27 protein-coding genes are annotated in these 25039 nt (G+C 70.0%); 11 read left to right on the top strand and 16 right to left on the bottom strand.

Annotated features, from left to right (window positions below; all coding sequences use genetic code 11):
- Positions 1-26: 26 nt before the first annotated feature.
- Positions 27-1286: a lipase gene (locus AB0C75_RS32870; RefSeq protein WP_362895704.1), complete on the bottom strand. Its 1260-nt coding sequence runs from the start codon at positions 1284-1286 to the stop codon at positions 27-29.
- Positions 1287-1514: 228 nt separating this feature from the next.
- Between AB0C75_RS32870 and AB0C75_RS32865 the strand changes: the two genes are divergently transcribed.
- Positions 1515-1865: a hypothetical protein gene (locus AB0C75_RS32865; RefSeq protein ID WP_362895702.1), complete on the top strand. Its 351-nt coding sequence runs from the start codon at positions 1515-1517 to the stop codon at positions 1863-1865.
- Between the two features lie 41 nt (positions 1866-1906).
- Entirely contained in the window at positions 1907-2314 is a 408-nt protein-coding gene (locus AB0C75_RS32860; protein ID WP_362895700.1) for an SRPBCC family protein, read from the top strand.
- A gap of 118 nt (positions 2315-2432) precedes the next feature.
- On the opposite strand, the gene AB0C75_RS32855 is transcribed toward AB0C75_RS32860, so the two are convergent.
- Positions 2433-2588, bottom strand: coding sequence for a hypothetical protein (locus tag AB0C75_RS32855; RefSeq protein ID WP_362895698.1), 156 nt, complete (start codon positions 2586-2588; stop codon positions 2433-2435).
- Positions 2589-2991: 403 nt separating this feature from the next.
- Between AB0C75_RS32855 and AB0C75_RS32850 the strand changes: the two genes are divergently transcribed.
- The 5 genes from AB0C75_RS32850 to AB0C75_RS32830 all read left to right on the top strand — a co-directional run bounded on the left by AB0C75_RS32850 (position 2992) and on the right by AB0C75_RS32830 (position 6884).
- Positions 2992-3423: a sigma-70 family RNA polymerase sigma factor gene (locus AB0C75_RS32850; protein WP_362895752.1), complete on the top strand. Its 432-nt coding sequence runs from the start codon at positions 2992-2994 to the stop codon at positions 3421-3423.
- Complete coding sequence (locus tag AB0C75_RS32845; RefSeq protein WP_362895696.1) at positions 3413-4006, top strand: hypothetical protein; 594 nt, start codon at positions 3413-3415, stop codon at positions 4004-4006. Before AB0C75_RS32850 ends, AB0C75_RS32845 begins: the two co-directional genes overlap by 11 nt.
- Positions 4007-4240: 234 nt before the next feature.
- Positions 4241-5077, top strand: a complete 837-nt coding sequence (locus AB0C75_RS32840; protein ID WP_362895694.1) for a type II CAAX endopeptidase family protein — start codon at positions 4241-4243, stop codon at positions 5075-5077.
- On the top strand, positions 5074-6228 hold the full coding sequence (locus tag AB0C75_RS32835; RefSeq protein WP_362895692.1) for a histidine kinase: 1155 nt from the start codon (positions 5074-5076) through the stop codon (positions 6226-6228). Before AB0C75_RS32840 ends, AB0C75_RS32835 begins: the two co-directional genes overlap by 4 nt.
- Positions 6225-6884 (top strand): response regulator transcription factor, encoded by a 660-nt coding sequence (locus AB0C75_RS32830; RefSeq protein WP_362895690.1) that lies wholly within the window; start codon positions 6225-6227, stop codon positions 6882-6884. The genes AB0C75_RS32835 and AB0C75_RS32830 overlap by 4 nt, the downstream gene beginning before the upstream one ends.
- A gap of 72 nt (positions 6885-6956) precedes the next feature.
- Here the strand turns inward: AB0C75_RS32830 and hemB are convergent, their stop codons facing one another.
- A complete protein-coding gene (gene hemB / locus AB0C75_RS32825) occupies positions 6957-7952 on the bottom strand; it encodes a porphobilinogen synthase (RefSeq protein ID WP_362895688.1) in 996 nt (331 codons plus the stop codon).
- 130 nt (positions 7953-8082) lie between these two features.
- On the opposite strand from hemB, the gene AB0C75_RS32820 reads away from it, so the two are divergent.
- Positions 8083-8820 carry a class I SAM-dependent methyltransferase gene (locus AB0C75_RS32820; protein ID WP_362895687.1) on the top strand — a complete coding sequence of 246 codons (738 nt, stop codon included), beginning with the start codon at positions 8083-8085 and terminating at the stop codon, positions 8818-8820.
- Positions 8821-8906: 86 nt separating this feature from the next.
- Here the strand turns inward: AB0C75_RS32820 and AB0C75_RS32815 are convergent, their stop codons facing one another.
- The 5 genes from AB0C75_RS32815 to AB0C75_RS32795 form a co-directional block, all read right to left on the bottom strand.
- On the bottom strand, positions 8907-10574 hold the full coding sequence (locus AB0C75_RS32815; protein WP_362895685.1) for a bifunctional uroporphyrinogen-III C-methyltransferase/uroporphyrinogen-III synthase: 1668 nt from the start codon (positions 10572-10574) through the stop codon (positions 8907-8909).
- Positions 10571-11557 carry a hydroxymethylbilane synthase gene (gene hemC, locus AB0C75_RS32810; RefSeq protein ID WP_362895683.1) on the bottom strand — a complete coding sequence of 329 codons (987 nt, stop codon included), beginning with the start codon at positions 11555-11557 and terminating at the stop codon, positions 10571-10573. Before hemC ends, AB0C75_RS32815 begins: the two co-directional genes overlap by 4 nt.
- On the bottom strand, positions 11554-13047 hold the full coding sequence (locus AB0C75_RS32805) for a glutamyl-tRNA reductase (protein WP_362895681.1): 1494 nt from the start codon (positions 13045-13047) through the stop codon (positions 11554-11556). Before AB0C75_RS32805 ends, hemC begins: the two co-directional genes overlap by 4 nt.
- Positions 13044-13829, bottom strand: coding sequence for a redox-sensing transcriptional repressor Rex (locus tag AB0C75_RS32800; protein ID WP_362895679.1), 786 nt, complete (start codon positions 13827-13829; stop codon positions 13044-13046). The genes AB0C75_RS32805 and AB0C75_RS32800 overlap by 4 nt, the downstream gene beginning before the upstream one ends.
- A 285-nt stretch (positions 13830-14114) precedes the next feature.
- Positions 14115-14390 (bottom strand): glutaredoxin family protein, encoded by a 276-nt coding sequence (locus AB0C75_RS32795; protein ID WP_362895677.1) that lies wholly within the window; start codon positions 14388-14390, stop codon positions 14115-14117.
- A 145-nt stretch (positions 14391-14535) separates the two neighbouring features.
- Between AB0C75_RS32795 and AB0C75_RS32790 the strand changes: the two genes are divergently transcribed.
- The 3 genes from AB0C75_RS32790 to AB0C75_RS32780 all read left to right on the top strand — a co-directional run bounded on the left by AB0C75_RS32790 (position 14536) and on the right by AB0C75_RS32780 (position 18000).
- Positions 14536-15477, top strand: a complete 942-nt coding sequence (locus AB0C75_RS32790) for an HAD-IB family hydrolase (RefSeq protein WP_362895675.1) — start codon at positions 14536-14538, stop codon at positions 15475-15477.
- Between the two features lie 340 nt (positions 15478-15817).
- Positions 15818-16594 carry an ECF subfamily RNA polymerase sigma factor, BldN family gene (locus AB0C75_RS32785; protein ID WP_362895673.1) on the top strand — a complete coding sequence of 259 codons (777 nt, stop codon included), beginning with the start codon at positions 15818-15820 and terminating at the stop codon, positions 16592-16594.
- Positions 16595-16803: 209 nt separating this feature from the next.
- Positions 16804-18000 carry a DUF5667 domain-containing protein gene (locus tag AB0C75_RS32780; protein ID WP_362895671.1) on the top strand — a complete coding sequence of 399 codons (1197 nt, stop codon included), beginning with the start codon at positions 16804-16806 and terminating at the stop codon, positions 17998-18000.
- Positions 18001-18083: 83 nt separating this feature from the next.
- Here AB0C75_RS32780 and AB0C75_RS32775 read toward each other — a convergent pair whose 3' ends face one another.
- The 8 genes from AB0C75_RS32775 to AB0C75_RS32740 all read right to left on the bottom strand — a co-directional run bounded on the left by AB0C75_RS32775 (position 18084) and on the right by AB0C75_RS32740 (position 24925).
- Positions 18084-19151 (bottom strand): lysophospholipid acyltransferase family protein, encoded by a 1068-nt coding sequence (locus AB0C75_RS32775; RefSeq protein ID WP_362895669.1) that lies wholly within the window; start codon positions 19149-19151, stop codon positions 18084-18086.
- A gap of 16 nt (positions 19152-19167) precedes the next feature.
- Positions 19168-20238 (bottom strand): NAD-dependent epimerase/dehydratase family protein, encoded by a 1071-nt coding sequence (locus tag AB0C75_RS32770; protein ID WP_362895750.1) that lies wholly within the window; start codon positions 20236-20238, stop codon positions 19168-19170.
- 181 nt (positions 20239-20419) lie between these two features.
- Complete coding sequence (locus tag AB0C75_RS32765; protein WP_003948845.1) at positions 20420-20518, bottom strand: AURKAIP1/COX24 domain-containing protein; 99 nt, start codon at positions 20516-20518, stop codon at positions 20420-20422.
- Between the two features lie 110 nt (positions 20519-20628).
- Positions 20629-20841: a helix-turn-helix domain-containing protein gene (locus tag AB0C75_RS32760; protein WP_014046653.1), complete on the bottom strand. Its 213-nt coding sequence runs from the start codon at positions 20839-20841 to the stop codon at positions 20629-20631.
- Between the two features lie 128 nt (positions 20842-20969).
- Positions 20970-21785 carry a phosphatase gene (locus tag AB0C75_RS32755; RefSeq protein ID WP_362895667.1) on the bottom strand — a complete coding sequence of 272 codons (816 nt, stop codon included), beginning with the start codon at positions 21783-21785 and terminating at the stop codon, positions 20970-20972.
- 100 nt (positions 21786-21885) lie between these two features.
- The gene (locus AB0C75_RS32750; protein WP_362895665.1) at positions 21886-23061 is read right to left on the bottom strand and encodes an acetoin utilization protein AcuC; all 1176 of its coding nucleotides are present in this window, start codon (positions 23059-23061) and stop codon (positions 21886-21888) included.
- Positions 23030-24235, bottom strand: a complete 1206-nt coding sequence (locus AB0C75_RS32745; protein ID WP_362895663.1) for an MFS transporter — start codon at positions 24233-24235, stop codon at positions 23030-23032. The genes AB0C75_RS32750 and AB0C75_RS32745 overlap by 32 nt, the downstream gene beginning before the upstream one ends.
- 42 nt (positions 24236-24277) lie before the next feature.
- Positions 24278-24925: an HAD family hydrolase gene (locus tag AB0C75_RS32740; RefSeq protein WP_362895661.1), complete on the bottom strand. Its 648-nt coding sequence runs from the start codon at positions 24923-24925 to the stop codon at positions 24278-24280.
- Positions 24926-25039 lie beyond the last annotated feature (114 nt).

Below are 25039 nucleotides of genomic sequence, written 5' to 3'. Positions count from 1 at the left end.
GGCCCCGGGCTGTCCGTAACTCCCCATCAGCGCGTCCCGAACCACCGTACGATCGCCGAGGTGGCGGCGACGTTGGAGCCCAGGTGGCGGGAGTCCTGGTGGTCGACCGCGCCGAGGTCGACGACCGGGGCGTCCACGCCGTTGCGGTGCAGAGCCGCCCGGCAGAAGTCGGTGTTGGCGGTGACGGCCTGCTCGTCACCTGCCGCCATGTACAGCCGGACCGGCGCCTCCGGTACCCAGTCGGTGCACACCGCGTCCGTCTTGCCGAGCGCCTTGGCCATCGCGCCCGTCGGATGCGCCAGCACCTCACGGCCCCGGTCGGTCAGCAGTTCGTCCACGCTCGCCGGGATGCGCGCCATCAGCTGCTGCCCCGTGTGCACGCCGTCGAACAGCGCCTCGATCTCGGCGGCGTCCTCGCCTTCGCCTTCGGCGAAGACCTCGCGGGGGCTGTCGTAGATGTGGTGCAGGCGGTTGAAGGCCACCAGCGTGTACGCCGCGTAGACCGCACCCGACTTCGCGTCCACGTCGCCCCTGAGCAGCGCGGGCAGCTCCGTACCGCCGAAGTCGTACGCACCGCTGACCGGCGCCAGCGCGCCCAGCCTGAACCACCGGTCATCGCCCGCCTCCAGGGCCCTGCCGAGCCCCAGCGCCGCCGACGCGCCCTGCGAGAAGCCCGTGACCATGACGTCGCGTTCCAGCGCGTGCCCGGTACGCGGTGCGAAGGCACGGGCCGCGCGGAGCATGTCCAGCGAAGCCGTGGTCTCCGAGCCGATGTCCATCCACGGGTGCAGGCCGGGCCCCTTGCCCATGCCCAGATAGTCGGGCGCGACCGCTGCCGCGCCTGCCGCCGCGTGCGCGATGACCGGGGCTGACACGAAATCGGCGCGCCGCATGGACGGGGAGTCGTTCTTGTTGCTGCCCGTGCCGTGCGCGAAGGAGACCGCTCGTAACCGTCGCTCGCCCGTGAGCGGCAGCGCGAACAGCCCGCTCGCCGTGGTGGGCCGGCCGTGTACGTCGACGGTCCGGTAGACGAGCCGGTACGCGACCACGCCGTGCCGGACGGTGTCCCCCGCGAACCCGGCCCCTGCCAGCTCCGCGACCACGGCCTCCTGGGTGGTGAGCGTGTACAGCTTCTCGGCGGAGACCAGCGTGCCGCGCCCCTGGACCTGCCGCTGGGCCTGCGTATGGGCAGGAGGCGGCGCGGCCACGGCCGCCGCCGCTGCCGGCCCGCTGAGCAGGAGCGCGCAACAGGCGGCTGCCAGCGGCGCTCTCAGTCTGCGGGACATGGAAGTGGACGAATGGCGCGAGGACCTTGCTGCTGAGGCGGTCATGGTTCTCCCGGTCGCGTGCGGATAGCGGGTGTGGACACCTGCCTGTTCAGCCTCACAGGGGGCGAGGAACAGCGCACTGCGGCAGACCCCCTGATGTACCTGGGGGATCCACCCCCGACGCTCAGCCGGGTCTGAGTACGACCACTCATGTGCCGCCGCGGCCGGCCGCGTTGACTCGTACGCATGCCGGAAGACCTCCTCGACCCCCGCACCCCGCGCGCCTGGATCGGGCCTCTGATCTCCACGCTCGTCACCCTGCCCGCAGCGGGCTTCGCCCTGCTCGTCGGTGGCCTGTCGCCCATGGCGTGCGACTCCTGCAACGGCGCACGGGCCGCCCACTTCGACGATTCGTTCAGCCCGGCCTGGGCCCTCCTCCGCGTGGGCCTCGTCCTGTCGCTGATCGTCCTCGTGGCGAGCTGGGCCCTGCCCTGGCGTCAGCGGCAGGCCGCCACCCGGGTGCTGCTCTCCCTGGCCGCGCCCGCCGTCGTCGGTGTCTCCCTCGTGGCGTTCATGGCCCTCGTCGACTGGCCCTGACACGCTGTTGGTCCCGATTCCGGTCCGCTAGCCTCACGGCCATGACTACCCCCGGTGCCGAATCCCGTCACGTCAGCATCCACATCGACCGCCCCGTCGGCGAGGTCTACGCCTACGCGTCGGACCCGTCCCGTCTGCCCGAGTGGGCGGCGGGGCTGAGCGCCTCGATCGAGGAGACGGACGGGCGGTGGGTCGCCGACTCGCCCATGGGCCAGGTCGTGGTCGACTTCGCGCCCAGGAACGAATTCGGCGTGCTCGACCACCACGTGACACTGCCGACGGGCGAGAGCGTCTACAACCCGGTGCGGGTGATCGCCGACGGCGACGGCTGCGAGGTCGTGTTCACCCTGCGGCGCCGGCCCGACATGAGCGCCGACGCGTTCCGGCGCGACGCGGAGGCCGTGTCGGCCGACCTCGCGACGCTCAAGCGCCTCACGGAACGCGTCTGAAGTCCCGCGCCCTTCGCGCGGGACTTCAGTGCCGTATCAGGCAACCGTCTGTCTGTTGTGATGTGACGCGCCGTCCGGGATCCTTCGTCGGACACCAGCCAGTAGCAGGAGAGGCCGATCAGCCCTTCTGCGCGTGATACGCCGCGACCGCCTTCATCTTCAGGACGCGCACCGCTTCATCGTCCATCACGGAGTGAGAAGCCGCCTCGTCGGCTGCGGCGTCGACCGCCTTGGCCTTCTGCTTCTGCGCGCGCGCCGCATCGTCGGCCGTCACGGAGTGAGAGTCGGCCGCGGACGCGTGGACCTGCGCCCCCGCTGCCACCGCCATACTGCCAAGCGCCAATGCGCTGACTGCCGCGGTCCTGAACGTCGTACCCAACCTGCTCGACTTGCGGGGGGCTGCATGGCGCATGGGAGTTCCTCTGCTGTCGGTTCGACTTGGACAGCTGGACTACGCAGCGCGGAGGTCCGGACGCGACACCCAGATGCGGTGATACAGATCACAGAGAACCGCTGTAGCGGGGGATCAGCGCTCGTGCGTATTCCCGGACAGAGGACCCCTGGCCGTTCTGCGGACGGATACGAATGGCGGAAGAGTGGCGAGAGGCGCGACCGAAGAGGAGTTCGATGAATTCTACGCACTGGCCTACCCCAGGCTCGTTCGGCAGCTCTACGCGATGACCGGCGATCTGCCGGAGGCCCAGGATGTCGTCCAAGAGGCGTTCGTAAGGGCTTGGAGTCGGCGTGGGATATTCACGAGCGACGGTTCCCAGGAGGCGTGGATCCGCACCACGGCCCGGCGGCTCGCCGTGTCGCGCTTCCGGCGCCTGCGGCGCGGTGTGCAGCTCATTCAGCGCCATCATGATCAGCGCCACATCGAAGGTCCATCGCCCGAGCGCATCGCTCTCGTCGAGGCACTTCGCACTCTTCCGGAAAAACACAGAAGTGTCGTCGTCCTCCATCACCTGTGCGACCTCAGCGTCGAGCAGATAAGTGCCGAGACTGGCTGGCCGGCCGGCAGCATCAGGGTCTGGCTGGTCCGCGGGCGCATGTCCCTCGCCCGCCATCTCTCCCCCCTGCGGGACCAGGAGGTGGACCATGTCCGGTGAGTGCGAGCGCCCTGCCTGGCTCACCGAGAGCGTCGCCGAGTTGGAGAGTGTCCGGGTGGATCGCCCGGTGGCCGCACAGGAGTTGCGTCGCCGAGGCGTCCGACGCCGTCAACGTCGCACCCGTTCTTCCGCCCTTGCGGCGATTGTCGTGGTGGCACTCGGTGCGGGCACCTACTGGAATTCCGTGGACGCGGACCGATCGGCGGCAGATCCAGCCCGCCCCGGTGAGGATTCCCGAGTATCAGCGGCCCAGGAGAAAATGCGGGCCTACTACTCGGTTCTGCCGGATGCCTTCGCCACCCGGCATTCGACGTCGGAGCTGCGGAAGCTGATGGCCGTGTATTTCACGGATGCGGCATTGAAGCGAGAAACCATTCTGGAGGGCCGCGGAGCCGACGACCTTGCAGCCACGTGTGGGGATGCGGAGGCCACCACCACCTTCACCGTCGGCGCCCCCCGTAGAGTGGGTGCCAATACCGTCAGTGCACGCGTGACGAGTAATAGTGCGCCGGAATCGATCGAGGTCGATTTCGATCTCCGCACCATGAAAATCTCGAAATGGTCCTGCCCCGACGCGCCCTGACTTCTGCCGACCGTCACGGGCCGTAGCGCCCCGGGCCCGTCAGTCGGTCAGATCGGCCGCCTCGACCAGCAGCACCGCGAACGTTGCCTGATGCGGCACCAGCCAGTCCGGTGGCCCGTCCCCCATGTGAGCTACGCGCAGGTGTCCACCGTGAGGTGACGCTTCGTGAACGCCCGGTCCGTAGCGTTCGAGGCGCCGCGGCACCCTGGTCGCGGAACCGGCGAAGGAGTGCTCATGAGGATCGTCTGGCAACTGTTGACCGTCGTACTGGTCGCCATGATCGGCGGCCAGGTCGTCGGCGCCGTGGAGGACAACCCGTGGCTGCAACTCGTCCTCGGACTCCTGACTTCCGTACTCGCCGTGCTCGCCTACGGATGGGTGGTGCGCAGGACCGAGCACCGCCCGTCCACCGAAGTGGCCCGCGAGGGTGCGGTGCCCGCCTTCGCCCGGGGGCTGCTGATCGGCCTCGCACTGTTCAGCGCGGTCATCACGAACATCTTCTTCAACGCGCACTACGAGGTCCACGGACTGGGCTCCCCGAGCGGTGCGGTTGGACTGATCGGCTTCATGGCCGCCGCCGCCGTGACGGAGGAACTGATGATCCGCGGCGTCCTGTTCCGGATCGTCGAGGAGTTCACCGGCACCTGGATCGCGATGGTGCTGACCGCTGTGCTGTTCGGCGCCATGCACCTGCTCAACCCCAACGCCAGCCTGTGGGGCGCCGTCGCCATCACGATCGAGGCCGGGGGCATGCTCGCCGCCGCCTATGTCGCGACCCGCAACCTGTGGCTGCCCATAGGTCTGCACTTCGGCTGGAACTTCGCGGCGGGCGGGATCTTCAGCACCGAGGTCTCCGGCAACAACACCCCGCAGGGGCTGCTGGACAGCACGACGTCCGGCGCCGAGTGGGTCACCGGTGGCGAATTCGGACCTGAAGGAAGCCTGTACTCGGTGGTGTTCGGAGTGCTGCTGACGGCCGCGTTCATGTGGCTGGCCCACCGGCGCGGCAACCTCGTCCCCATGCGGCGCGCCGACCGCGTCGCCGCCACCACTACTACACTTCCCCGATGATCGGACTCCCGCGGATCCTCGAACTGTGGCGCCGGTCAGGCGCCACAGTCTGGTACTGGCCGCTCGCGCTGTTGATCTTCGCCGGGTCGTTCCTGCCGTCCATGCAGAACCACGGCACCATGGTCGGGAACCTGCCGGACCGCCCCTTCGACGTCCTGGCCGTCGTCGCCATCTCCCTGCAGTGCCTCCCGCTGGCGGGCCGCAAGCGGTGGCCGCTCATCTGCTTCACCCTGGTGTCGCTCGGCTTCGCCCTCGACCAGCTCCGCGGCTACCACACGCTCGCGGGCACCGCGTTGCCCATCGCACTGATCAGCCTGGCGTCCCAGCTGGAACACCACAGGCGCGCCACCGCCCTCGCCTTCTCCGCGGCGTACATCCCGCTGGTCGTCGCGCTCAACCAGCTCGGTCCCGGCGAGGCGACGAGCGAGTACGTGATGTTCTACCTGGCCGTGGCGCTCGCCTGGGGCGTCGGGGCATGGCTCCGCACCACCCGGGCCGCCGAGGCCGAGCGGCGCCGCCGCGTCGCCGAGGACACCCGTACCGCCGAGCGCACCCGCATCGCCCGTGAACTCCACGACGTCGTGACCCACCATGTGACGGCGATGGTCGTGCAGGCGGAGGCCGCACGCTATCTGACCGCCGCACCCGAGCGCCTCGACCAGAGCCTCACGGCCGTCACGGACACCGGCCGGCGGGCCATCACCGACCTGCGGCACCTGCTCAACCTCCTCAACCCCGACCACGGCACCGAGGCCACACCGCCGCCCGTCGGCAGGCTCCTCACCCTCGTCGAGCAGACACGGCGGGCCGGGCAGCCGGTCGAGTTCACGGAGGAGGGCACCCCCGCCGAGTCGACCGGCAGCGCCGACCTCGTCGCCTACCGGGTGGTGCAGGAGTCCCTCACGAACGCCCTCAAGTACGCTCATGGCAGCGCCACTTCGGTCCGGGTGCACCATTGCGAGAGGGAGATCACCGTGGAGGTGAGCACGGACAGCTCCACCTCGAAGGTCTCCCTCACCGGCGGAAGCGGACGAGGCCTCGCCGGGCTCCGCGAGCGCGTCGACGTACTGGGCGGCGACTTCAACGCGGGCCGACAGCCGGACGGCGGCTTCGTCGTCCGGGTCCGTATACCTGCCGGGAGCACTGCGTGACCGAACCGATCCGGGTCCTGATCTGCGACGACCAGGTGCTGATCCGCACCGGTCTTGCGACGATCATCGACGCTCAGCCCGATCTGGAGATCGCGGGCGAGTGCGGCGACGGACAGACCGCGGTCGACCTCGTCGGCGAACTGCGTCCGGATGTCGTCGTGATGGACATCCGCATGCCGGTGCTCGACGGCATCGCGGCCACCCGCCTGCTGGCGGGCGCCGGAGTCCAGCACCCGGTCAAGGTGCTGGTGGTGACGACGTTCAACCTGGACGAGTACGTCTACGAGGCGCTGCGCGCGGGCGCCAGCGGGTTCCTCCTGAAGGACGCACCGCCGGACCGGCTGTTGCAGGGCATCAGAACCGTGGCGGCCGGGGCGGCCCTGCTGGACCCCGAGGTCACCCGCCAGCTGGTGGGCCGGTACGCCGCCCGGATCCGGCCCACCGACGGGGCGGGGCAGGACATCCCGCTGACCCCGCGCGAGCAGGAGGTCCTGCGCCTCATCGCGGACGGCCTCTCCAACACCGAGATCGCGGCGGCCCTCGTGATCAGCCGCGAGACCGTCAAGACGTTCGTCTCACGCATCCTCACCAAGCTCGGCCTCCGCGACCGCGTCCAGGCGGTCGTCTACGCCTACCGCCACGGCCTGGTCACCTAAGGGATTGCAGATCATCAACACGTTGTTCTGATCTGCGATCCCTTAGGGTCTTTCGTTCGGACCAGGCCGGTCTCAGCGGCCCAGCCGCTGCGCGACCTCCGTCGCCCAGTACGTGAGGATCATCCGCGCACCCGCCCGCCGGATGCCCAGCAGGCTCTCCAGGATCGCCGCGTCCCGGTCGATCCAGCCCTTCTCCGCCGCGGCCTCGATCATCGCGTACTCGCCACTGATCTGGTACGCCGCGACCGGCACGTCCACCGCGTCGGCGACCTGGGCGAGGATGTCCAGGTAGGGGCCGGCCGGCTTGACCATGACCATGTCGGCGCCCTCCTCCAGGTCGAGCGACAGCTCGCGCAGCGACTCGCGGATGTTCGCCGGGTCCTGCTGATACGTCTTGCGGTCGCCCTTGAGCGAGGAGCCCACCGCCTCCCGGAACGGGCCGTAGAAGGCCGAGGAGTACTTCACGGTGTACGCGAGGATCGACACGTCCTCGTGGCCCGTCTGGTCCAGCGCGTCCCGGACGACACCGACCTGGCCGTCCATCATCCCGCTCGGGCCCACCACATGCGCGCCCGCGTCCGCCTGGACCTGGGCCATCTCGGCGTACCGCTCCAGCGTCGCGTCGTTGTCGACGCGGCCGTCCGCCGTCAGCACACCGCAGTGGCCGTGGTCGGTGTACTCGTCCAGACACAGGTCGGACATGATCACGAGATCGTCCCCGACCTCTTCCCGCACCGCGCGCAGACCGGCCTGGAGAATGCCCTCCGGGTCCGTCCCCGCCGTGCCCCGCGCGTCCTTCTTCTCGTCCAGCGGGACACCGAAGAGCATGATCCCCGAGACCCCCGCGGCGACCGCGTCGACGGCGGCCTTCCGCAGCGTGTCCAGGGTGTGCTGCTGCACACCGGGCATCGCCGAGATGGCGACAGGCGCGTCGACGCCTTCGCGTACGAAGGCCGGCAGGATCAGATTCGCCGGGTCGAGCCGGGTCTCGGCGACCATGCGGCGCATGACGGGGGTCGTCCGCAGTCGGCGGGGCCGCGAACCGGGGAAGTTTCCGTAATCGGTCATCCTTCGAGACTAGACCCGCACACATCACCGGTTTACCGACAGCCGAGCCGGAAAAAGCGGGCGGGCCGACACCACGGGGAGCCGACAAATACGTCGACAGCCCCCTTGTGACCCGGCAGACTACTCGCCCATGACGAGCAGCGACCTGTGGGACAACGCGACCGCCGACCGCTACGACGCCGAGGAGGCACCGAGATCCACCGCCACCTTCCTCGGACCGACCCTCGACTTCCTCTCCGGCCTCGCCGGGGACGGCCGGGCCCTGGAGTTCGCCATCGGCACCGGACGCGTCGGCGTCCCGCTGCGGGAACGCGGCGTACCGGTGGCGGGAATCGAACTGTCCGCACCCATGGCAGCCGTACTGCGAAGCAAGATCGACGAGGACAGGCTCCCGGTGACCATCGGGGACATGGCCACCACCACCGTCCCCGGTGAGTTCTCCCTGGTCTATCTCGTCTACAACACCATCGGAAACCTGCTCACCCAGGATGAGCAGGTCGAATGCTTCCGCAACGCCGCGCGCCACCTGGAGCCCGGTGGCCGGTTCGTCATCGAGCTCGGCCTGCCGCCGCTACGGCTTCTGCCCCCGACGCAGGCCGCGGTGCCCTTCGACGTCTCCGAGCGGCATCTCGGCTTCGACACCTTCGACCTCGTCGAGCAGACCCTCGTCTCGCACCACTTCACCCGCGAGGACGACGGCCGCTACAACCGGGGCGCGAGCCGACAGCGCTACGTCTGGCCGGCCGAGCTCGACCTGATGGCCCGGATCGCCGGACTCCGGCTGGAACGCCGGGTCGCCGACTGGGACGGTGAACCGTTCACGCAGGACTCCACCGGGCACATCTCCGTCTGGCGCAAGCCGGACTGATCCCCAAAAGCCCACGGGCACACGCGAGGGCCGGCCGTCTCCCTCAGGAAACGGCCGGCCCTCGCACGTCCTCACGGCAACACCGCTCAGGTGGTCGACCTGCGGCGGCGCGCACCCGGGCGGCGTTCGCTCGGCCGGGTCACCGGGTCGCCGGCCTCCTTGGCCGCGTCCCGGCGCTGCGCACCGAAGTCCGCCAGCGCCTGGGCCAGCTTGTGGACCGACGGCTCGGGGGACAGCACGTCGACCCGCAGACCGTGCTCCTCCGCCGTCTTCGCCGTGGCGGGACCGATACACGCGATCACCGTCACGTTGTGCGGCTTGCCCGCGATACCGACCAGGTTGCGGACGGTCGAGGACGAGGTGAAGAGCACCGCGTCGAAACCGCCGCCCTTGATCGCCTCCCGGGTCTCGGCCGGCGGCGGCGAGGCGCGCACCGTGCGGTACGCGGTGACGTCGTCGACCTCCCAGCCCAGCTCGATCAGCCCGGCCACCAGGGTCTCGGTGGCGATGTCGGCACGCGGCAGGAACACCCGGTCGATCGGGTCGAAGACCGGGTCGTACGGCGGCCAGTCGTCCAGCAGACCCGCGGCCGACTGCTCGCCGGACGGCATCAGATCCGGCTTCACACCGAAGTCCACCAGCGCGGCGCCGGTCTGCTCGCCCACGGCCGCGACCTTGATCCCGGCGAAGGCACGGGCGTCGAGCCCGTACTCCTCGAACTTCTCGCGTACGGCCTTCACCGCGTTGACCGAGGTGAAGGCGATCCACTCGTAGCGGCCCGTGACCAGACCCTTGACCGCGCGCTCCATCTGCTGGGGCGTGCGCGGCGGCTCGACGGCGATCGTCGGCACCTCGTGCGGAACGGCGCCGTACGAACGCAGTTGGTCGGAGAGCGACGCCGCCTGCTCCTTCGTCCGCGGCACGAGCACCTTCCAGCCGAACAGCGGCTTGGACTCGAACCACGCGAGCTGGTCGCGCTGGGCGGCGGAGCTGCGTTCCCCGACCACGGCTATGACGGGCAGATGCCCGTCGGGCGACGGGAGGACCTTGGCCTGCTTCAGGACCTGGGCGATCGTCCCGAGGGTCGCCGTCCAGGTGCGCTGGCGCGTCGTCGTCCCGGCGATCGTGACCGTGAGCGGGGTGTCGGGCTTGCGCCCGGCCGAGACCAGCTCACCGGCGGCCGCCGCCACCGAGTCGAGCGAGGCGGAGACGACGGCCGTCGCGTCGCTCGCACCGACCTCGGACCAGCAGCGGTCCGATGCCGTACGCGCGTCGACGAAGCGCACATCGGCGCCCTGCGCGTCACGCAGCGGTACACCGGCGTACGCGGGCACACCGACCACGTTCGCGATGCCGGGCACGACCTCGAAGGGCACACCCGCGGCAGCACAGGCGAGCATCTCGGCGCCCGTGTTGCCGTCCAGGCCCGGGTCTCCCGTAACAGCGCGGACCACCCGCCTCCCGCCCTTCGCTGCCTCCATGACAAGATTGGCGGCATCCCTGAGGACAGGGACCCCGGCGGCTGTTGACGCCTTGTCAACAACCGTCACCTCAGGCGTGCTTACCCCTGCCCGCGCATGGCAGCGGACGACGTCGAGAACGTCCGGTTCGGCGACAAGGACGTCCGCGCTCGCAAGCGCCTCGACAGCGCGCAGGGTCAGCAGTCCCGGGTCGCCGGGACCGGCGCCGAGGAAGGTGACATGCCCTGAGGACGTGACAGGGAAGTCGGATACGACAGGGCCGGTGGGGCTCAAAGTGCTCGCTCCCCCATAAGACCGGCCGCACCCTTGGCAAGCATCTCGGCCGCGAGCTCGCGACCGAGGGCCGCCGCGTCGTCGTGCGACGTGGGGACGGGACCGGTGATGGACAGCTGCACCAGGGAAGTGCCGTCGGTTGAACCGACGACACCGCGCAGGCGCAGTTCGTTGACAACCTGCCCATCCACCATGAGGTCGGCCAGCGCACCCACAGGTGCGGAACAGCCGGCTTCCAGGGCGTTGAGCAGGGCGCGCTCGGCGGTCACGGCGATCCGGGTGTACGGGTCGTCGAGCTCGGCGAGCGCTGCGGCGAGGTCCGCGCTGCTTTCAGCGCATTCGACCGCCAGTGCTCCCTGGCCGGGAGCGGGCAGGACGACATCGACCGGCAGGAAGCCGGTGACCTCGTCCGTGCGTCCGAGGCGGCTGAGCCCGGCGGCGGCGAGTACCACCGCGTCCAGCTCCCCGCTTCGTACAAAACCGATACGCGTATCGACGTTGCCACGGATCGCCACGGTCTCTATCTCGAGGCCGTGCGAGCGGGCGTACGCGTTGAGCTGCGCCATGCGGCGCGGCGAGCCGGTGCCGATGCGGGCACCGGACGGCAGCTGGTCGAAGGTCAGTCCGTCCCGCGCCACCAGTGCGTCGCGCGGGTCCTCGCGCTGCGGCACCGCGGCCAGGACGAGCCCCTCGGGCTGCGTGGTCGGCAGGTCCTTGAGCGAGTGGACGGCGAAGTCCACCTCGCCGCTCAGCAGCGCCTCGCGCAGGGCGGCGACGAACACGCCCGTCCCGCCGATCTGCGCCAAGTGCTCCCGGGAGATGTCCCCGTACGTGGTGACCTCGACGAGCTCGACGGCGCGCCCGGTCACCTCGCGGACCGCATCAGCGACCATGCCGGACTGCGCCATGGCGAGCTTGCTCCGCCGGGTGCCCAGCCGGAGCGGTGTAGTGGTCTCCCCACCCAGGGGTGAGTTGTCGGTCATGACCGCCCTCTATTCGGGTCGTTCAGGTCTGCCCGGGAGACGGCGGCCACCGTCTGCGGGTCGAGGTCGAAGAGTTCACGCAGCGCATCGGCGTACCCGGCGCCGCCGGGCTCACTGGCGAGCTGCTTGACCCGCACGGTGGGCGCGTGCAGGAGTTTGTCGACGACGCGGCGCACGGTCTGTGTGATCTCGGCGCGCTGCTTCTCGTCCAGGTCGGGAAGGCGTCCGTCGAGCCGCGCGATCTCGCCGGCCACCACATCGGCGGCCATGGTGCGCAGGGCGACGACGGTCGGGGTGATGTGGGCGGCGCGCTGGGCGGCTCCGAAGGCGGCGACCTCGTCGGCGACGATGGTGCGCACCTGGTCCACATCGGCGGCCATCGGGGCGTCCGCGGACGCCTCGGCGAGCGACTCGATGTCGACGAGGCGCACACCGGCGACGCGGTGGGCCGCTCCGTCGATGTCACGCGGCATCGCGAGGTCGAGCAGATGGAGCCTGGCGGGTCCGGTGACGGCCGGCCGGACGGGCACCCGGCGCACGGCCCGGTCCTGCGCGGCGGCTGTGGCGGAACCGTTCTCCACCCACGCGGCGTGCTGGTCGAGCTCGCCCGGCGCGGCTGCGGCCGGGGCCTCGGTCACCCACGCGGCGGCGTCGAAGTCGACGCCGAGCGCGTCGGCGACGGCCTCCGCCGTGAGGACGAGCCCGGTCGCGCCCGTACAGGAGACGACGACGTCGGCACGTGTCAGTTCGTCCGCGACGCCGCTCATCTCCACGGCGCGCGCCTCGGTCACACCGGCCTGGCCGAGGATCTCGACGAGCCGGTCGGCACGCGCCCGGGTCCGGTTGGCGACGACGATCCGGCCGACGCCCGCCCTGGCCAGCGTGGCTGCGGCGAGCGAGGACATCGAGCCCGCGCCGATCACCAGGGCGCTCTTGCCGGCCGCCCACCCGGTGACCTCGGCGCCGCCCGCGAGCTGTTCGAGACCGAAGGTGACGAGCGACTGCCCGGCCCGGTCGATCCCTGTCTCGCTGTGGGCGCGCTTGCCGACCCGCAGGGCCTGCTGGAAGAGGTCGTTCAGCAGCCGGCCCGCGGTGTGGAGCTCCTGCCCCAGCGCGAGCCCGTCCTTGATCTGGCCGAGGATCTGGCCCTCGCCGACGACCATCGAGTCCAGCCCGCACGCCACCGAGAAGAGGTGGTGGACGGCACGGTCCTCGTAGTGCACATAAAGATAAGGAGTGAGCTCGTCCAGACCGACCCCGCTGTGCTGCGCGAGGAGGGTCGACAGCTCGGCGACACCCGCGTGGAACTTGTCGACGTCCGCGTACAGCTCGATGCGGTTACAGGTGGCCAGGACGGCGGCCTCGGTCGCGGGCTCCGCGGCGAGGGTGTCCTGAAGCAGCTTCGTCCGGGCCTCGACAGCCAGCGACGCCCGCTCCAGCACGGAGACGGGAGCGCTGCGGTGGCTCAGACCTACGACCAGGAGACTCATGCGGGCATCACCGCGGGCATGTCCCCGTCAGGTCCCTTCCGGCCGGCGGGGTTGGCGCGCATAGGCGGCGCCTCGTTCTCGTCGGCGTCACTGACGGCCCTGCCGTCGGCAGCGGCCTCCTCACCGGCCTTGCGCTGCTCGTGGAAGGCGAGGATCTGCAGCTCGATCGAGAGATCGACCTTGCGCACGTCGACGCCGTCGGGCACGGAGAGCACCGTCGGCGCGAAGTTCAGGATGGAGGTCACACCCGCGGCGACGAGCCGGTCGCAGACCTGCTGGGCCGCGCCGGGCGGGGTGGTGATGACACCGATGGACACACCGTTCTCGCTGATGATCCGGTCCAGGTCATCGGTGTGCTGGACGGCGATCCCGGCCACGGGCGTACCCGCCATGGCGGGGTCGGCGTCGATCAGCGCGGCGACCCGGAAGCCACGGGAGGCGAACCCGCCGTAGTTGGCGAGGGCCGCGCCGAGATTACCGATGCCGACGATCGCGACGGGCCAGTCCTGGGTGAGGCCGAGTTCACGGGAGATCTGATAGACGAGATACTCGACGTCATATCCGACACCGCGCGTTCCGTAGGAGCCCAGGTAGCTGAAGTCCTTGCGCAGCTTGGCGGAATTGACCCCCGCCGCCGCTGCGAGCTCCTCGGACGAAACCGTGGGAACCGAGCGCTCGGAGAGCGCCGTCAGTGCGCGGAGATACAGCGGAAGCCTGGCGACGGTGGCCTCGGGAATTCCTCGGCTACGGGTCGCCGGTCGGTGAGTTCGGCCAGTTGCCACGGTGCTCCTGCGGGATGAGCGGGGCTGCAGGCGGCCGTATGTCCTATGACCGCCCCGTCGACAGCAGGCTATGTCTTTGTGAACGCGTGCACAAAGATAGTGTCCGTTTTGTCTGGTCAAAGTGACCGGGGTCACGCATATTCCCTGCGTGCTCCCGGAACCCGGGACGCCATCGGCCCGCTGCAGGTCCGAAGGGGGCAAGACGGTACACACTCCTCATGTCCACGCCCCCGAGACCACTCAAAACGCCCATGATGTTAACCGGGTTTCGCCGGAGAAGCCCCCTCACGTACGCAGCGCCGTGCGCAGCCGAGCCGGGTCCACCCGCCAGAAGGTGTGCTGTTCCTCATCGATCAGGACCACCGGGATCTGCTCCCAGTACTCCTTGTACAGCGCCTCGTCCCGCGTGATGTCCTTCTCCACCCAGGACGCACCGGTCTCCTCGCACACCGCGCTCACCACGAGTCGAGCGTCGTCACAGAGATGACACCCGGGCTTTCCCACCAGGGTCACCACCCGGTCCGCGGGCTTCTTCTTCGTACGACGCAGCAGAGCACTCATACCCTCCATTCTGCCCCTCCCGGGGAGACGGACGCGGTTCACCAAGTGCGCGAGATCACCCGTTTAACGCCCCGGTCCCGGAGAGTTCACACCACCGCATCCCGCCGGTTCGGGAACAGCCGAACAGAATGGCTATGCTCACGACATGGCCGCTCTTGGATGGCTCACCCCCCGCAGGCGCCCCGCCACGGCACGCAGCGTGCTCGCAGGCGAGGCCGCAGCAGAGGCCGCTCGGAAGTCCGCGCTTCCGGAGGAGGCCGAGGAGTCGGCGGCCGCCCCCGAGGAAGCCGGGGAGCCCGCCTTCCCGGTGGCAGGGGACACCAGGGCCGCGGCCTTCTTCGACCTCGACAACACCGTGATGCAGGGCGCCGCGATCTTCCACTTCGGCCGCGGCCTGTACAAGCGGAAGTTCTTCCAGCGGCGCGAACTCACCAGGTTCGCCTGGCAGCAGGCCTGGTTCAGGCTGGCCGGGGTCGAGGACCCCGAGCACATGCAGGACGCCCGCGACAGCGCCCTGTCCATCGTCAAGGGCCACCGCGTCTCCGAGCTGATGTCCATCGGCGAGGAGATCTACGACGAGTACATGGCCGACCGCATCTGGCCCGGCACCCGCGCCCTGGCCCAGGCGCACCTCGACGCCGGCCAGAAGGTCTGGCTGGTCACCGCCGCCCCGGTGGAGACCGCCACGATCATCGCCCGCCGCCTGGGCCTCACCGGCGCGCTGGGCACCGTCGCGGAGTCCGTCGACGGCGTCTACACCGGCCGGCTGGTGGGCGAACCCCTGCACGGCCCGGCGAAGGCCGAAGCGGTACGCGCACTGGCGGCGGCCGAGGGCCTGGACCTCGAACGCTGCGCCGCCTACAGCGACTCGCACAACGACATCCCCATGCTGTCCTTGGTCGGCCACCCGTACGCGGTCAACCCGGACGCCAAGCTCCGCAAGCACGCCCGCTCCCTGGACTGGCGGCTGCGCGACTACCGCACCGGCCGCAAGGCGGCCAAGGTCGGCATCCCGGCCGCGGCCGGCGTCGGCGCGCTGGCCGGAGGCACGGCCGCCGCCGTGGCGCTCCACCGCCGCCGCCGCTGACACGAAAGCGGCACGCCCGGCTGCGTACGCCCAATCGAGAGCGGAACAGTCGGCATATACACCCATCGCCCCGGCCAGTCGCGTTACATGCGGGCGACCACAACCCGTCGCCACCAGAGGCAGATTCCGAAGCTATTCGATCAATAACCGGTCACGATGTGCTACTTGATTCGTCACTTAGAGGTTACGGAAGCGACGGAACCGGTGATTTGAGCAACTGGGTGTAGCACCGCCTGTACGAAGCGTTATTCTCCTCAGACGCATAAGAAGCCCGTCACCCACTACCACGCGTGATGGTCTTTCCACTGCACGTGATGGAAGCTCTGCCTCTGGGAGTCCCGTGTACCCACACGTCGGGGTTGACACCTCGGGCCTGGCTACGCTGCGCGCAACGGTCCTCGACCACTTGCGCGGCTTCGTCCCCACCGCGTACGCCGTCCCACAATTTGCCACCCCTGTACCTACCGGCCCTTGCTACGCGCTGGCCGAACGCAGCGCGGCCGTCGGAAGACGCAGCAACCGCGGCGCTGCGACCACACCTGCCGTCAAGCGGCCGACGGCCGACAGCGACAGCGCGCGCATGATGGATCTCGTCGAGCGCGCGCAGGCCGGTGAGGCCGATGCCTTCGGCCGCCTGTACGACCAGTACAGCGACACCGTGTACCGGTACATCTACTACCGCGTGGGAGGCAAGGCGACAGCGGAGGACCTCACGAGCGAGACGTTCCTGCGCGCACTCCGCCGCATCTCCACCTTCACCTGGCAGGGCCGCGATTTCGGCGCCTGGCTGGTCACGATCGCTCGGAACCTGGTCGCCGACCACTTCAAATCCAGTCGTTTCCGACTGGAAGTGACCACCGGCGAGATGCTCGACGCCAACGAGGTCGCGCGGAGCCCGGAGGACTCCGTCCTGGAATCCCTCTCCAACGCCGCACTGCTGCAAGCCGTACGCCGGCTGAACCCACAGCAGCAGGAGTGCGTGACCCTGAGATTCCTGCAAGGTCTCTCGGTCGCCGAGACCGCCCGGGTCATGGGAAAGAACGAGGGCGCGATCAAAACCTTGCAGTACCGAGCCGTGCGAACACTCGCGCGACTTCTACCGGACGACGCCCGCTGACGTCACCATCCGTGACGTGTCCGTGACACACCGATCGGATCATCCTCAGTCCGTAACCCAACTGCCGCGCCACTCGTTGTGCCGGATGCAGGCCCCCTGTCGCCACACCTGACCGTTTCCACTCGCTCGATCGTGTGGAAACGTCTCCGGTGGGCAACCTTCCGGACCCTCAGGGGAGTCGACCGTCATGACGAGAGGAGGTGCCGCCAGTGATCGCAAACGTTTCGGCACACCGGCGGGCGAACGCCTTCGCCCAGGCCCTGGAGGAGCAGTCCCCCCAGGGTGCGGCGGCCGTACAGCCCGAGGACCCGGCCCAACCGGCCGACCACGGAACGCTGTTGGCCCTGGCGAACGGCCTCGGTGAGCTACCGGAGCCGGAATTCGATCCCGAGGTCAAAGTGGTGCAGCGAGCCCAGCTCGTCGCGGCCATGGAGACCATGTTCGCCGAAGGCGGTGCGTCCACGGGCCCTACCGTGCCCGAACAGCGGGGCAAGGGCACCCACCGGGCGTCCCCGATCCGGAGGCTGCGTCCCCGCTCCCGCTGGGCGAAAGGCCTCACCGCGGGCGGGCTCACGGTCGGTGTGGCCGCGGGAGCGTTCGGCGGAGTGGCCGCTGCCAGTTCCGACGCCCTGCCCGGTGATTCCCTCTACCCGCTCAAGCGCGGCATGGAGGACATCAGCCTCGGCATGGCCAGCGGCGACGCCGACCGGGGCAAGGTCTATCTCGACCAGGCCTCGACCCGTCTGAGCGAAGCCCGCCGACTCATGGAGCGGGGCCGCTCGGGCGAAATGGACCACGAATCGATCGGTGAGGTCAGACGCGCCCTCGACGGCATGACGCACGACGCCACCGAGGGCCACCGCCTGCTCCACACCGCCTACGAGCGCGACGGCGCCATCGGCCCCATCCAGGAGCTGGACTCCTTCTCCCGCTCGCACCGAGGGAGCTGGAGCAGCCTCAGCAGCCGGCTGCCTGTCCAGCTGACGGACGTCCGCGACGAGGTCAGCTCCGTCTTCGAGGCCATGGACCAGGAAGTCGCACCGCTGAAGTCCCTGCTGCCCCGCACCCCGGGGGCCGAAGGGGACGCACGGCCCGCAGGACCCAACCAGGAGGACCGCGGCTCCGCGGCCCCGGAGCACAAGGCTCCGTCCTCCTCCGCAGCGCCGGACGACAGCGCCTCGGGCGACAGCACCACGCCGAAGCCCTCCGGCTCCGAGGGCCCCGCCGACGGCCTCATCGGCGGCGGCACGGACGGCCTGCTGGACGGACTCCCCACGGACGGCACCACCTCGTCGTCCCCGGGGGACTCATCCGGCTCGTCCCCCGCACCCGACGTCACCCTGCCGCCGCTGCTCCCGGGCCTGCTGCCCGGACTTGGCATCGACGGCGAGGACGTGGAGCGGTAGGGGGATCACCACACGAGGGAGGGGGCTGCCCGGACCGGACGGCCCCCTTCGTCAGGCAGTCAGGTCGTCAGGCAGTCAGGTCGTCAGAAGAAGACCGACCTGCGCTGGACCAGCAGCTTGTACAGCGTGTGCTGGATCTGTTCCCGCACCTGGTCAGTCAGGTTGAACATCAGCATCGGGTCCTCCGCCGCCTCCGCCGGATATCCGTCCGTGGGGATGGGCTCCCCGAACTGGATGGTCCACTTCGTCGGCAGCGGGAGCGCGCCCAGCGGACCCAGCCACGGGAAGGTCGGCGTGATCGGGAAGTACGGCACCCCGAGGACCCGTGCCAGCGTCTTCGAGTTGCCGATCATCGGGTAGATCTCCTCCGCGCCCACGATCGAGCACGGCACGATCGGCACCCCGGCCCGCAGCGCCGTCGACACGAAGCCGCCCCGCCCGAAGCGCTGGAGCTTGTACCGCTCGCCGAACGGCTTCCCGATGCCCTTGAAGCCCTCCGGCATCACCCCGACGACCTCGCCGCCCTGGAGCAGCCGCTCCGCGTCCTCCGCGCACGCGAGCGTGTGCCCGGCCTTCCGCGCCAGCTCGTTGACCACCGGGAGCATGAAGACGAGATCGGCCGCGAGCAGCCGTAGATGCCGCTCGGCCGGGTGGTTGTCGTGCACAGCGACCTGAAGCATCAGCCCGTCCAGCGGGAGCGTCCCCGAGTGGTTGGCCACGATGAGCGCCCCGCCGTCGGACGGGATGTTCTCGATGCCCTTCACCTCGACGCGGAAGTACTTGTCCGCGAGCGGCCGCAGCATCGACATGAGGACCTGGTCGGTCAGTTCCTTGTCGTAGCCGAACTCGTCGACCTCGTAGTCGCCCGTGAGCCGGCGCCTGAGAAACGCGAGCCCGCCCGCGACCCGCCGGTCCCAGCCGCTCCCGGTACCGTCCCTGGCGTCCCTGGCGTCCCTGTCGCCCTCGGAGACGGCTTCGGCGGCCTCGGTGGCCCCTTCCGGCACCTGGCCGCCCGGCAGGGCGCTCACGGGCGCGGGACCGGCCGACGCGGGCGTACGGTCCCGGCCCGCACCCGGAAGCGTGCCTCTGCGCCGTCCCGCGCCTGAGCGCGAACGGTCGTCGTCGAAGGGAATGACCTTGGCGTCCGCCATCGTCGGTCGCGCTCCTCTACCTGGCGCCGTGCGTCGAATGTGTCCTGCCGGACGGTCCCGCGCCGCGCGGTGACCCGGCCAGCCTCCCGACCGCCCTGCCCACCCGCTCGGGCGGCAGCAGCCCCGGTCCCCGGCCCCGGGCGAACTCCGCGAACGTCTCGGCCGTCGTGAACTTCGGCCGGAAGCCCAGCGTCTCGCGCATCTGCACGGTGGAGACCACCCTGCCGTGGGTGAGCAGCCGGATCTGCTCCGGCGAGAAATCCGTCATACCGATCGTACGGAGCGCCGACCCGACCCAGGTGACGGCCGGCAGCAGCACCGGCACGGTCGGCCGTCCCAGCCGGCGCGAGCACTGCGAGAGCAGCAGCACGCCGTCACCCGCGATGTTGAACGTGCCGCTGTTCAGCGTGGAGCGCCGGGCCTCGCGGGCGGCGATCTCCAGTACGTCGACGACGTCGTCCTCATGGACGAACTGCAGCCGGGGGTCGTACCCGAGGACCGTCGGCAGGACGGGCAGCGCCAGATAGTCGGCGAGCGGCGAATCCGGCTCGGGGCCCAGGATGTTCGCGAACCTCAGCACGCACACGGCCACGTCCGGCCGGCGGCGGGCGAAGCCGCGTACGTATCCCTCGACCTCCACCGCGTCCTTGGCGAAGCCCCCGCTGGGCAGGGACTTGGGGGGCGTCGTCTCGGTGAAGACGGCGGGGTCGCGGGGGGCGGAGCCGTACACGTTCGTGCTGGACTTGACCACGAGCCGCTGCACGGTCGGGGACTTCTGGCAGGCACCGAGCAGCTGCATCGTGCCGATGACGTTGGTCTCCTTGACCGTCGTCCGGCCGCCCGCGCCGAGTGCCTTCGCCGACACGCCCAGGTGGACGACCGTGTCGACGGAGTGCTCTGCCAGGACCCTGGCGATCGCCGACTGCCGGATGTCCGCCTGGACGAACGTGGCGTCGCCCAGCTGATGCCCGGGCGCGACCGCGTCCACGGCGATCACCCGGTCCACTCCCGGGTCCCGCTGGATGCGCCGCACGAAACGGCCTCCCAGCTGCCGGGCCGCGCCTGTGACGAGCACGATCTTCCCCAAGATCAGCGCCTTCCGTCGTTCGTTCACCGAGCGGGGTCTTCCCCTGGCCGTCACCGTAGTCGCTGGATGTTGCCCTGTGATGACCCCGGGCGGGCCCGGTCGGAGGAACACCCGCCAGGAATGCACCGAGGCCCTCCCGCCAGTACGGCGAAAGGGCCTCGGACTCACGAACTGCGTTCGCCTACTTCTTGTTGCGACGCTGAACGCGCGTGCGCTTGAGCAGCTTGCGGTGCTTCTTCTTGGCCATCCGCTTACGCCGCTTCTTGATAACAGAGCCCACGACTACCCTCGCTCACTTCTTCTTCACTGGTGCGGGGCGTCTGGGCCCACACGACCTACGTCGGCCTAGCCTACCCGCCACCGGGTGAGGGGCGTAATCCGAGGGCGACGTCAGGCCGACTCCACCCCCACGAAGGACTCTCGGAGATACTCGTGAACCGCTTGCTCCGGGACCCGGAAGGACCTTCCCACCCTGATCGCCGGCAGATGACCACTGTGCACCAATCGGTACACGGTCATCTTCGACACCCTCATGACCGAGGCGACTTCCGCCACGGTCAGAAACTTGACCTCGTTGAGAGGCCTCTCGCTGCCAGCAGCCATGACCCACCTGTACCTTCCGCACGAGACGCGCACCGGCTTCCCCTCCGGTGACTCTTCGTCGTTGTGCGCTCACTCCCCAGATTAGGGGCGGGTGATGCGAGTGGGGAAGAGGTGAGACGATCGGCCGCCTACTGTGACAGACACGCCCGATTGAGTACATACCGAGTAAGAGGGCGGTAGTAGTCCGGACGCACTCCGTCATCAAGCGGAACGGCGACGGACACCCGCCCCTCCGCCTCACCGACGAACAGCGCGGGGTCATCCGTATCCGCCAGACCGATGGCCTCGATGCCCAGCTGACCTGCCCCGCAGACCCATCCGTGGTCCCCGACCACCAGCTCGGGCAGCGCCCCGCGACTGTTCACCGCCTCCTCCAGCACGGCCCGAACCGGGAGCGGCGAGTGGGTGTGTGCGCCGGTGGCACTCCCGGGAGCCCACGCGCCCGGTTCGCGCACCAGAGCGACGCCTTGTACGTAGTCGAGGTTGTACGTGCGTACGCCGAACCGGGTCGTTATGTCGACACATCGGCCCTGCGCGGGGGTGAGCACCGCGCACCCCGCCGCCGACAAAGCGTCTGCCAGCCCGGCGTAGAACCCCAGCAGCCGGTGCGGATGCCCGGTGCCGAACAGCACCGGAGCCCGTCTTTCGACAGCCCCCGCGAGCCGTTCGGCGAACGCGTCCAGCGCGGTCAGCGTCCGCTCCGGGTCGATGACGTCCGGGCCCGACACATGATCGGGATCGCCCGAGACCCCGCACTTGTCGGCCATCAGCCGCAGCAGGTCACGCTCGCCCCAGACCCGGTCAGGATCGAGCCCCAGCAGCACACGGGGGTCCCTCGCCGCGAACAGCCGATAACTCCGCAGACTCGTCTCCCGCGGTGTGGCCACGGGCCCGGCGAGCCGGGCCGCCAGCAGATGAGCGCGCAGCGCTCCGGTGCTCAACACCCTCCCGATGCTGCCGCACCGCGGGCACCCACGGGCCGGAACCCCGTCACCACCCCACCGTTGGCGTAACGACCGCGCGTCCGGGGGCCCGTGCCCCCTCTCAGGCCAGCAGCCCCCGCAGCGGGAACACCGACCGCCGGGTCGCCAGCACCGCCTGGTCCAGCCGGTCCGCGGGGTCGTACCCGTCCTCCCACGGCTTCCACGACGGCGTACGGCCGTCCGTCATCCTGGCTGGCCCCAACTGCCGCGTACGCGCGAAGACCTCGTCCCGCCACGACGACGGAATGACCGACTCCGGGTCCACCGGCGCATGCGCGGCGATACCCACGAGATGGGTCCAGGACCGCGGCACCACATCCACCACCGCGTAACCGCCCCCACCAAGCGCCACCCAGCGCCCCTCATCGGCGAAGCTGTGCGCGAGATCGTGGCAGGCCTCCATGACGGCCCGCTGAGCGTCCAGCGACACCGCGAGATGGGCCAGCGGGTCCTCGAAATGCGTGTCCGCGCCGTGCTGGGTCACCAGCACCTGCGGCCGGAAGTCCGCCAGTAGCTCAGGCACCACCGCGTGGAACGCGCGCAGCCACCCGGCGTCACCCGTACCCGCCGGCAGCGCCACGTTCACCGCACCGCCCTCACCCGCCCCGGAGGCACCCGTCTCCTCCGGCCAGCCCGTCTGCGGGAACAGCGTGCGGGGATGCTCGTGCAGCGACACGGTCAGCACCCTGGGGTCCTCCCAGAACGCCGCCTGGACCCCGTCCCCGTGGTGGACGTCCACATCGACGTACGCCACCCGCTCCGCGCCCAGCTCCAGCAGCCGGGCGATGGCGAGCGCGGGATCGTTGTACACACAGAAGCCCGAAGCCGCCCCCGGCATCGCGTGGTGCAGCCCACCCGTGAAATTCACGGCGTGCGTGCTCTCCCCCCGCCACACCGCCTCGGCAGCCCCCACCGAGAGCCCGGCGATGAGCGCGGACGCCTCGTGCATCCCCCCGAAGGCCGGATCGTCGACCGTCCCGATCCCGTACGCCTGGTCGGCGGCCCTCGGATCCGCGGAGGCCGCCCTCACGGCCTCCACATAGTCCTCGCGGTGCACGAGCCGCAGCGTGGAGTCCCCGGCGGACCTGGCCGCCCTGACATCCACCGACGCGTCGAGCCCGAACGCCCGCACCAGGCCCATCGTCAGAGCGAGTCTGACCGGATCCATGGGGTGGTCGGCCCCGAAGTCGTACTCCGCTACTGCCTCATCCCACATCAGCCGCGTTCGCCCGCTCATGCCCGCCACCGTATCGGGCGGGCTCCGATCCGAACGAGCGGGCGTACACGAGCGTCGCGAGGACCAGCACCATCGGCACCAGCATCGCGCCCCGGTAGCTCCAGGCGTCCCCGAGCGCCCCCACGAGCGGCGAGCCGACGAGGAAACCCACGTAGTTGAAGACATTCAGCCGGGCCACCGCCACATCGCTCGCCCCGGGGAACATCCGCCCCGCGGCAGCGAACGTCTGTGGCACGATCACGCAGAGCCCCAGCCCCAGCAGCGTGAAGCCGAGCATCCCCCACCAGGCACCGGGAGCCACCGCCACCACCCCGAACCCCACAGCCGCCAGCACACTGCCGCCCCGCACCACGGCCACCGCCCCGAACCGCCGCACCCCGAGGTCCCCGACGGCCCGCCCCAGCAGCGTCGTCACCATGTAGACGTTGTACGGAACCGTCGCCAGCTGCTCCGAACTGCCGAGCACGTCCTGCAGATATTTCGCGCTCCAGTTGGAGACCGTCGAGTCCCCGATGTACGCGAACGCCATCACCAGGCACAGCGGCAGCAGCAGCCTGAACGACACGGACGGACCCCGTCCGGGCTCCTCCGCCCCCACCGGGCCCCCGCCGGACTTCCCCCCCGTGTACCACCGGCTACCGATCAGCGCGGCGGGCAACAGGACGACCACCACCGGCAGATACGACACCAGCAGCGACAGATCCCAGTGCGCCCCCGCCCAGGCCATCGACGCCCCGGCGATGCCACCCAGGCTGTACGCGGCATGGAACCCGAGCATGATGCTCCGCCCGTACGCCCGCTGAAGGCTGACGCCCATCATGTTCATCGAGGCGTCCAGCGCCCCGACCCCAAGCCCGAAGGCCCCGAGCGCGAGGGCCACCTGCCAGACCTCGCTGCCGGCACCCACACCGAGCAGGGCCAGCAGCACCAACGGCTGCGCCCACCTGAGGACGATCCCGGGCCGCACCCGTGCGACGACCTTCTCCGTCGCCACACTGGCACCCCCCGCCAGTACAGGCACCGCGGCAAGGAAGGCGGGCAGCAGCCCGTCGGATATCCCGTACCGGTCCTGGATGGCGGGGATGCGCGTCACAAGCAGGGCGAAGGTCACGCCCTGCACCAGGAAGCTGAGCGCCAGGGAGGCTCTGCCGTACCGCAACCGCGCATCTGTCATGGCCGCGAGCGTAGAGCTCCGGTCTACCGCTGGGTAGATCGATCAGGCGAGCAGTTTCAGCAGCTGCGACATGTCGGAGAAGTGCCCGGTGGCTCCGACGAGCCGGTCCGCCGGAATCATCGAGGTGAATCCGTACACGTCCATCCCGGCCGCACGGGCCGCCTCGACGCCGAGGGGGCTGTCCTCGATCACGACGCACCGGTCGGGGGCGACGCCCATCCGTTCGGCGGCGTGCAGGAACAGGTCCGGGGCCGGCTTCCCCCGCCCCACGTCCTCGGAGCTGAAGATCCACTCCTCCTCGAACCACTGGTCGAGCCCGGCCTTCCGGTGCCCGGCCGCGATCTTCTGGTGACTTCCGGACGAGGCGACGCAGTACGCCACCCCGTCGGCGACGAGCTCGCCCAGCAGTTCCTGGACTCCGTCCACCGCGGTCAGCTGCTCCGCCTCGAAGGCGGCGAGAGTGCGGCGGTGCAGCTCCTCGTCGAAGTCCGCGGGGAGCTTCTGGCTTGTCCGCTCGTCCACGAGGTCGTGCACCCGGTGGACGGCGGCCCCCATGTAGTCACGGAGGGACTCCTCGTACGAGGTGGGGTGACCGAGCTCCGTGAGGTAGCCGGCCAGGACGGTGTTGGAGATCGGCTCACTGTCGACGAGCACGCCGTCGTTGTCGAAGATGACCAGTTCGTAGCGCATGGTTCGACCCTAGACGCTCAGAACGCAGAAAAGCCCCGTGCCACAAGGGCACGGGGCTTTCCCGGAATAATTGTTCGGCGGCGTCCTACTCTCCCACAGGGTCCCCCCTGCAGT

This window comes from Streptomyces sp. NPDC048565, from assembly GCF_040650935.1.
Taxonomy (GTDB): domain Bacteria; phylum Actinomycetota; class Actinomycetes; order Streptomycetales; family Streptomycetaceae; genus Streptomyces.
Note: the sequence above shows the minus strand (reverse complement) of the source record. Positions and strands in the feature narration are given on the sequence as shown.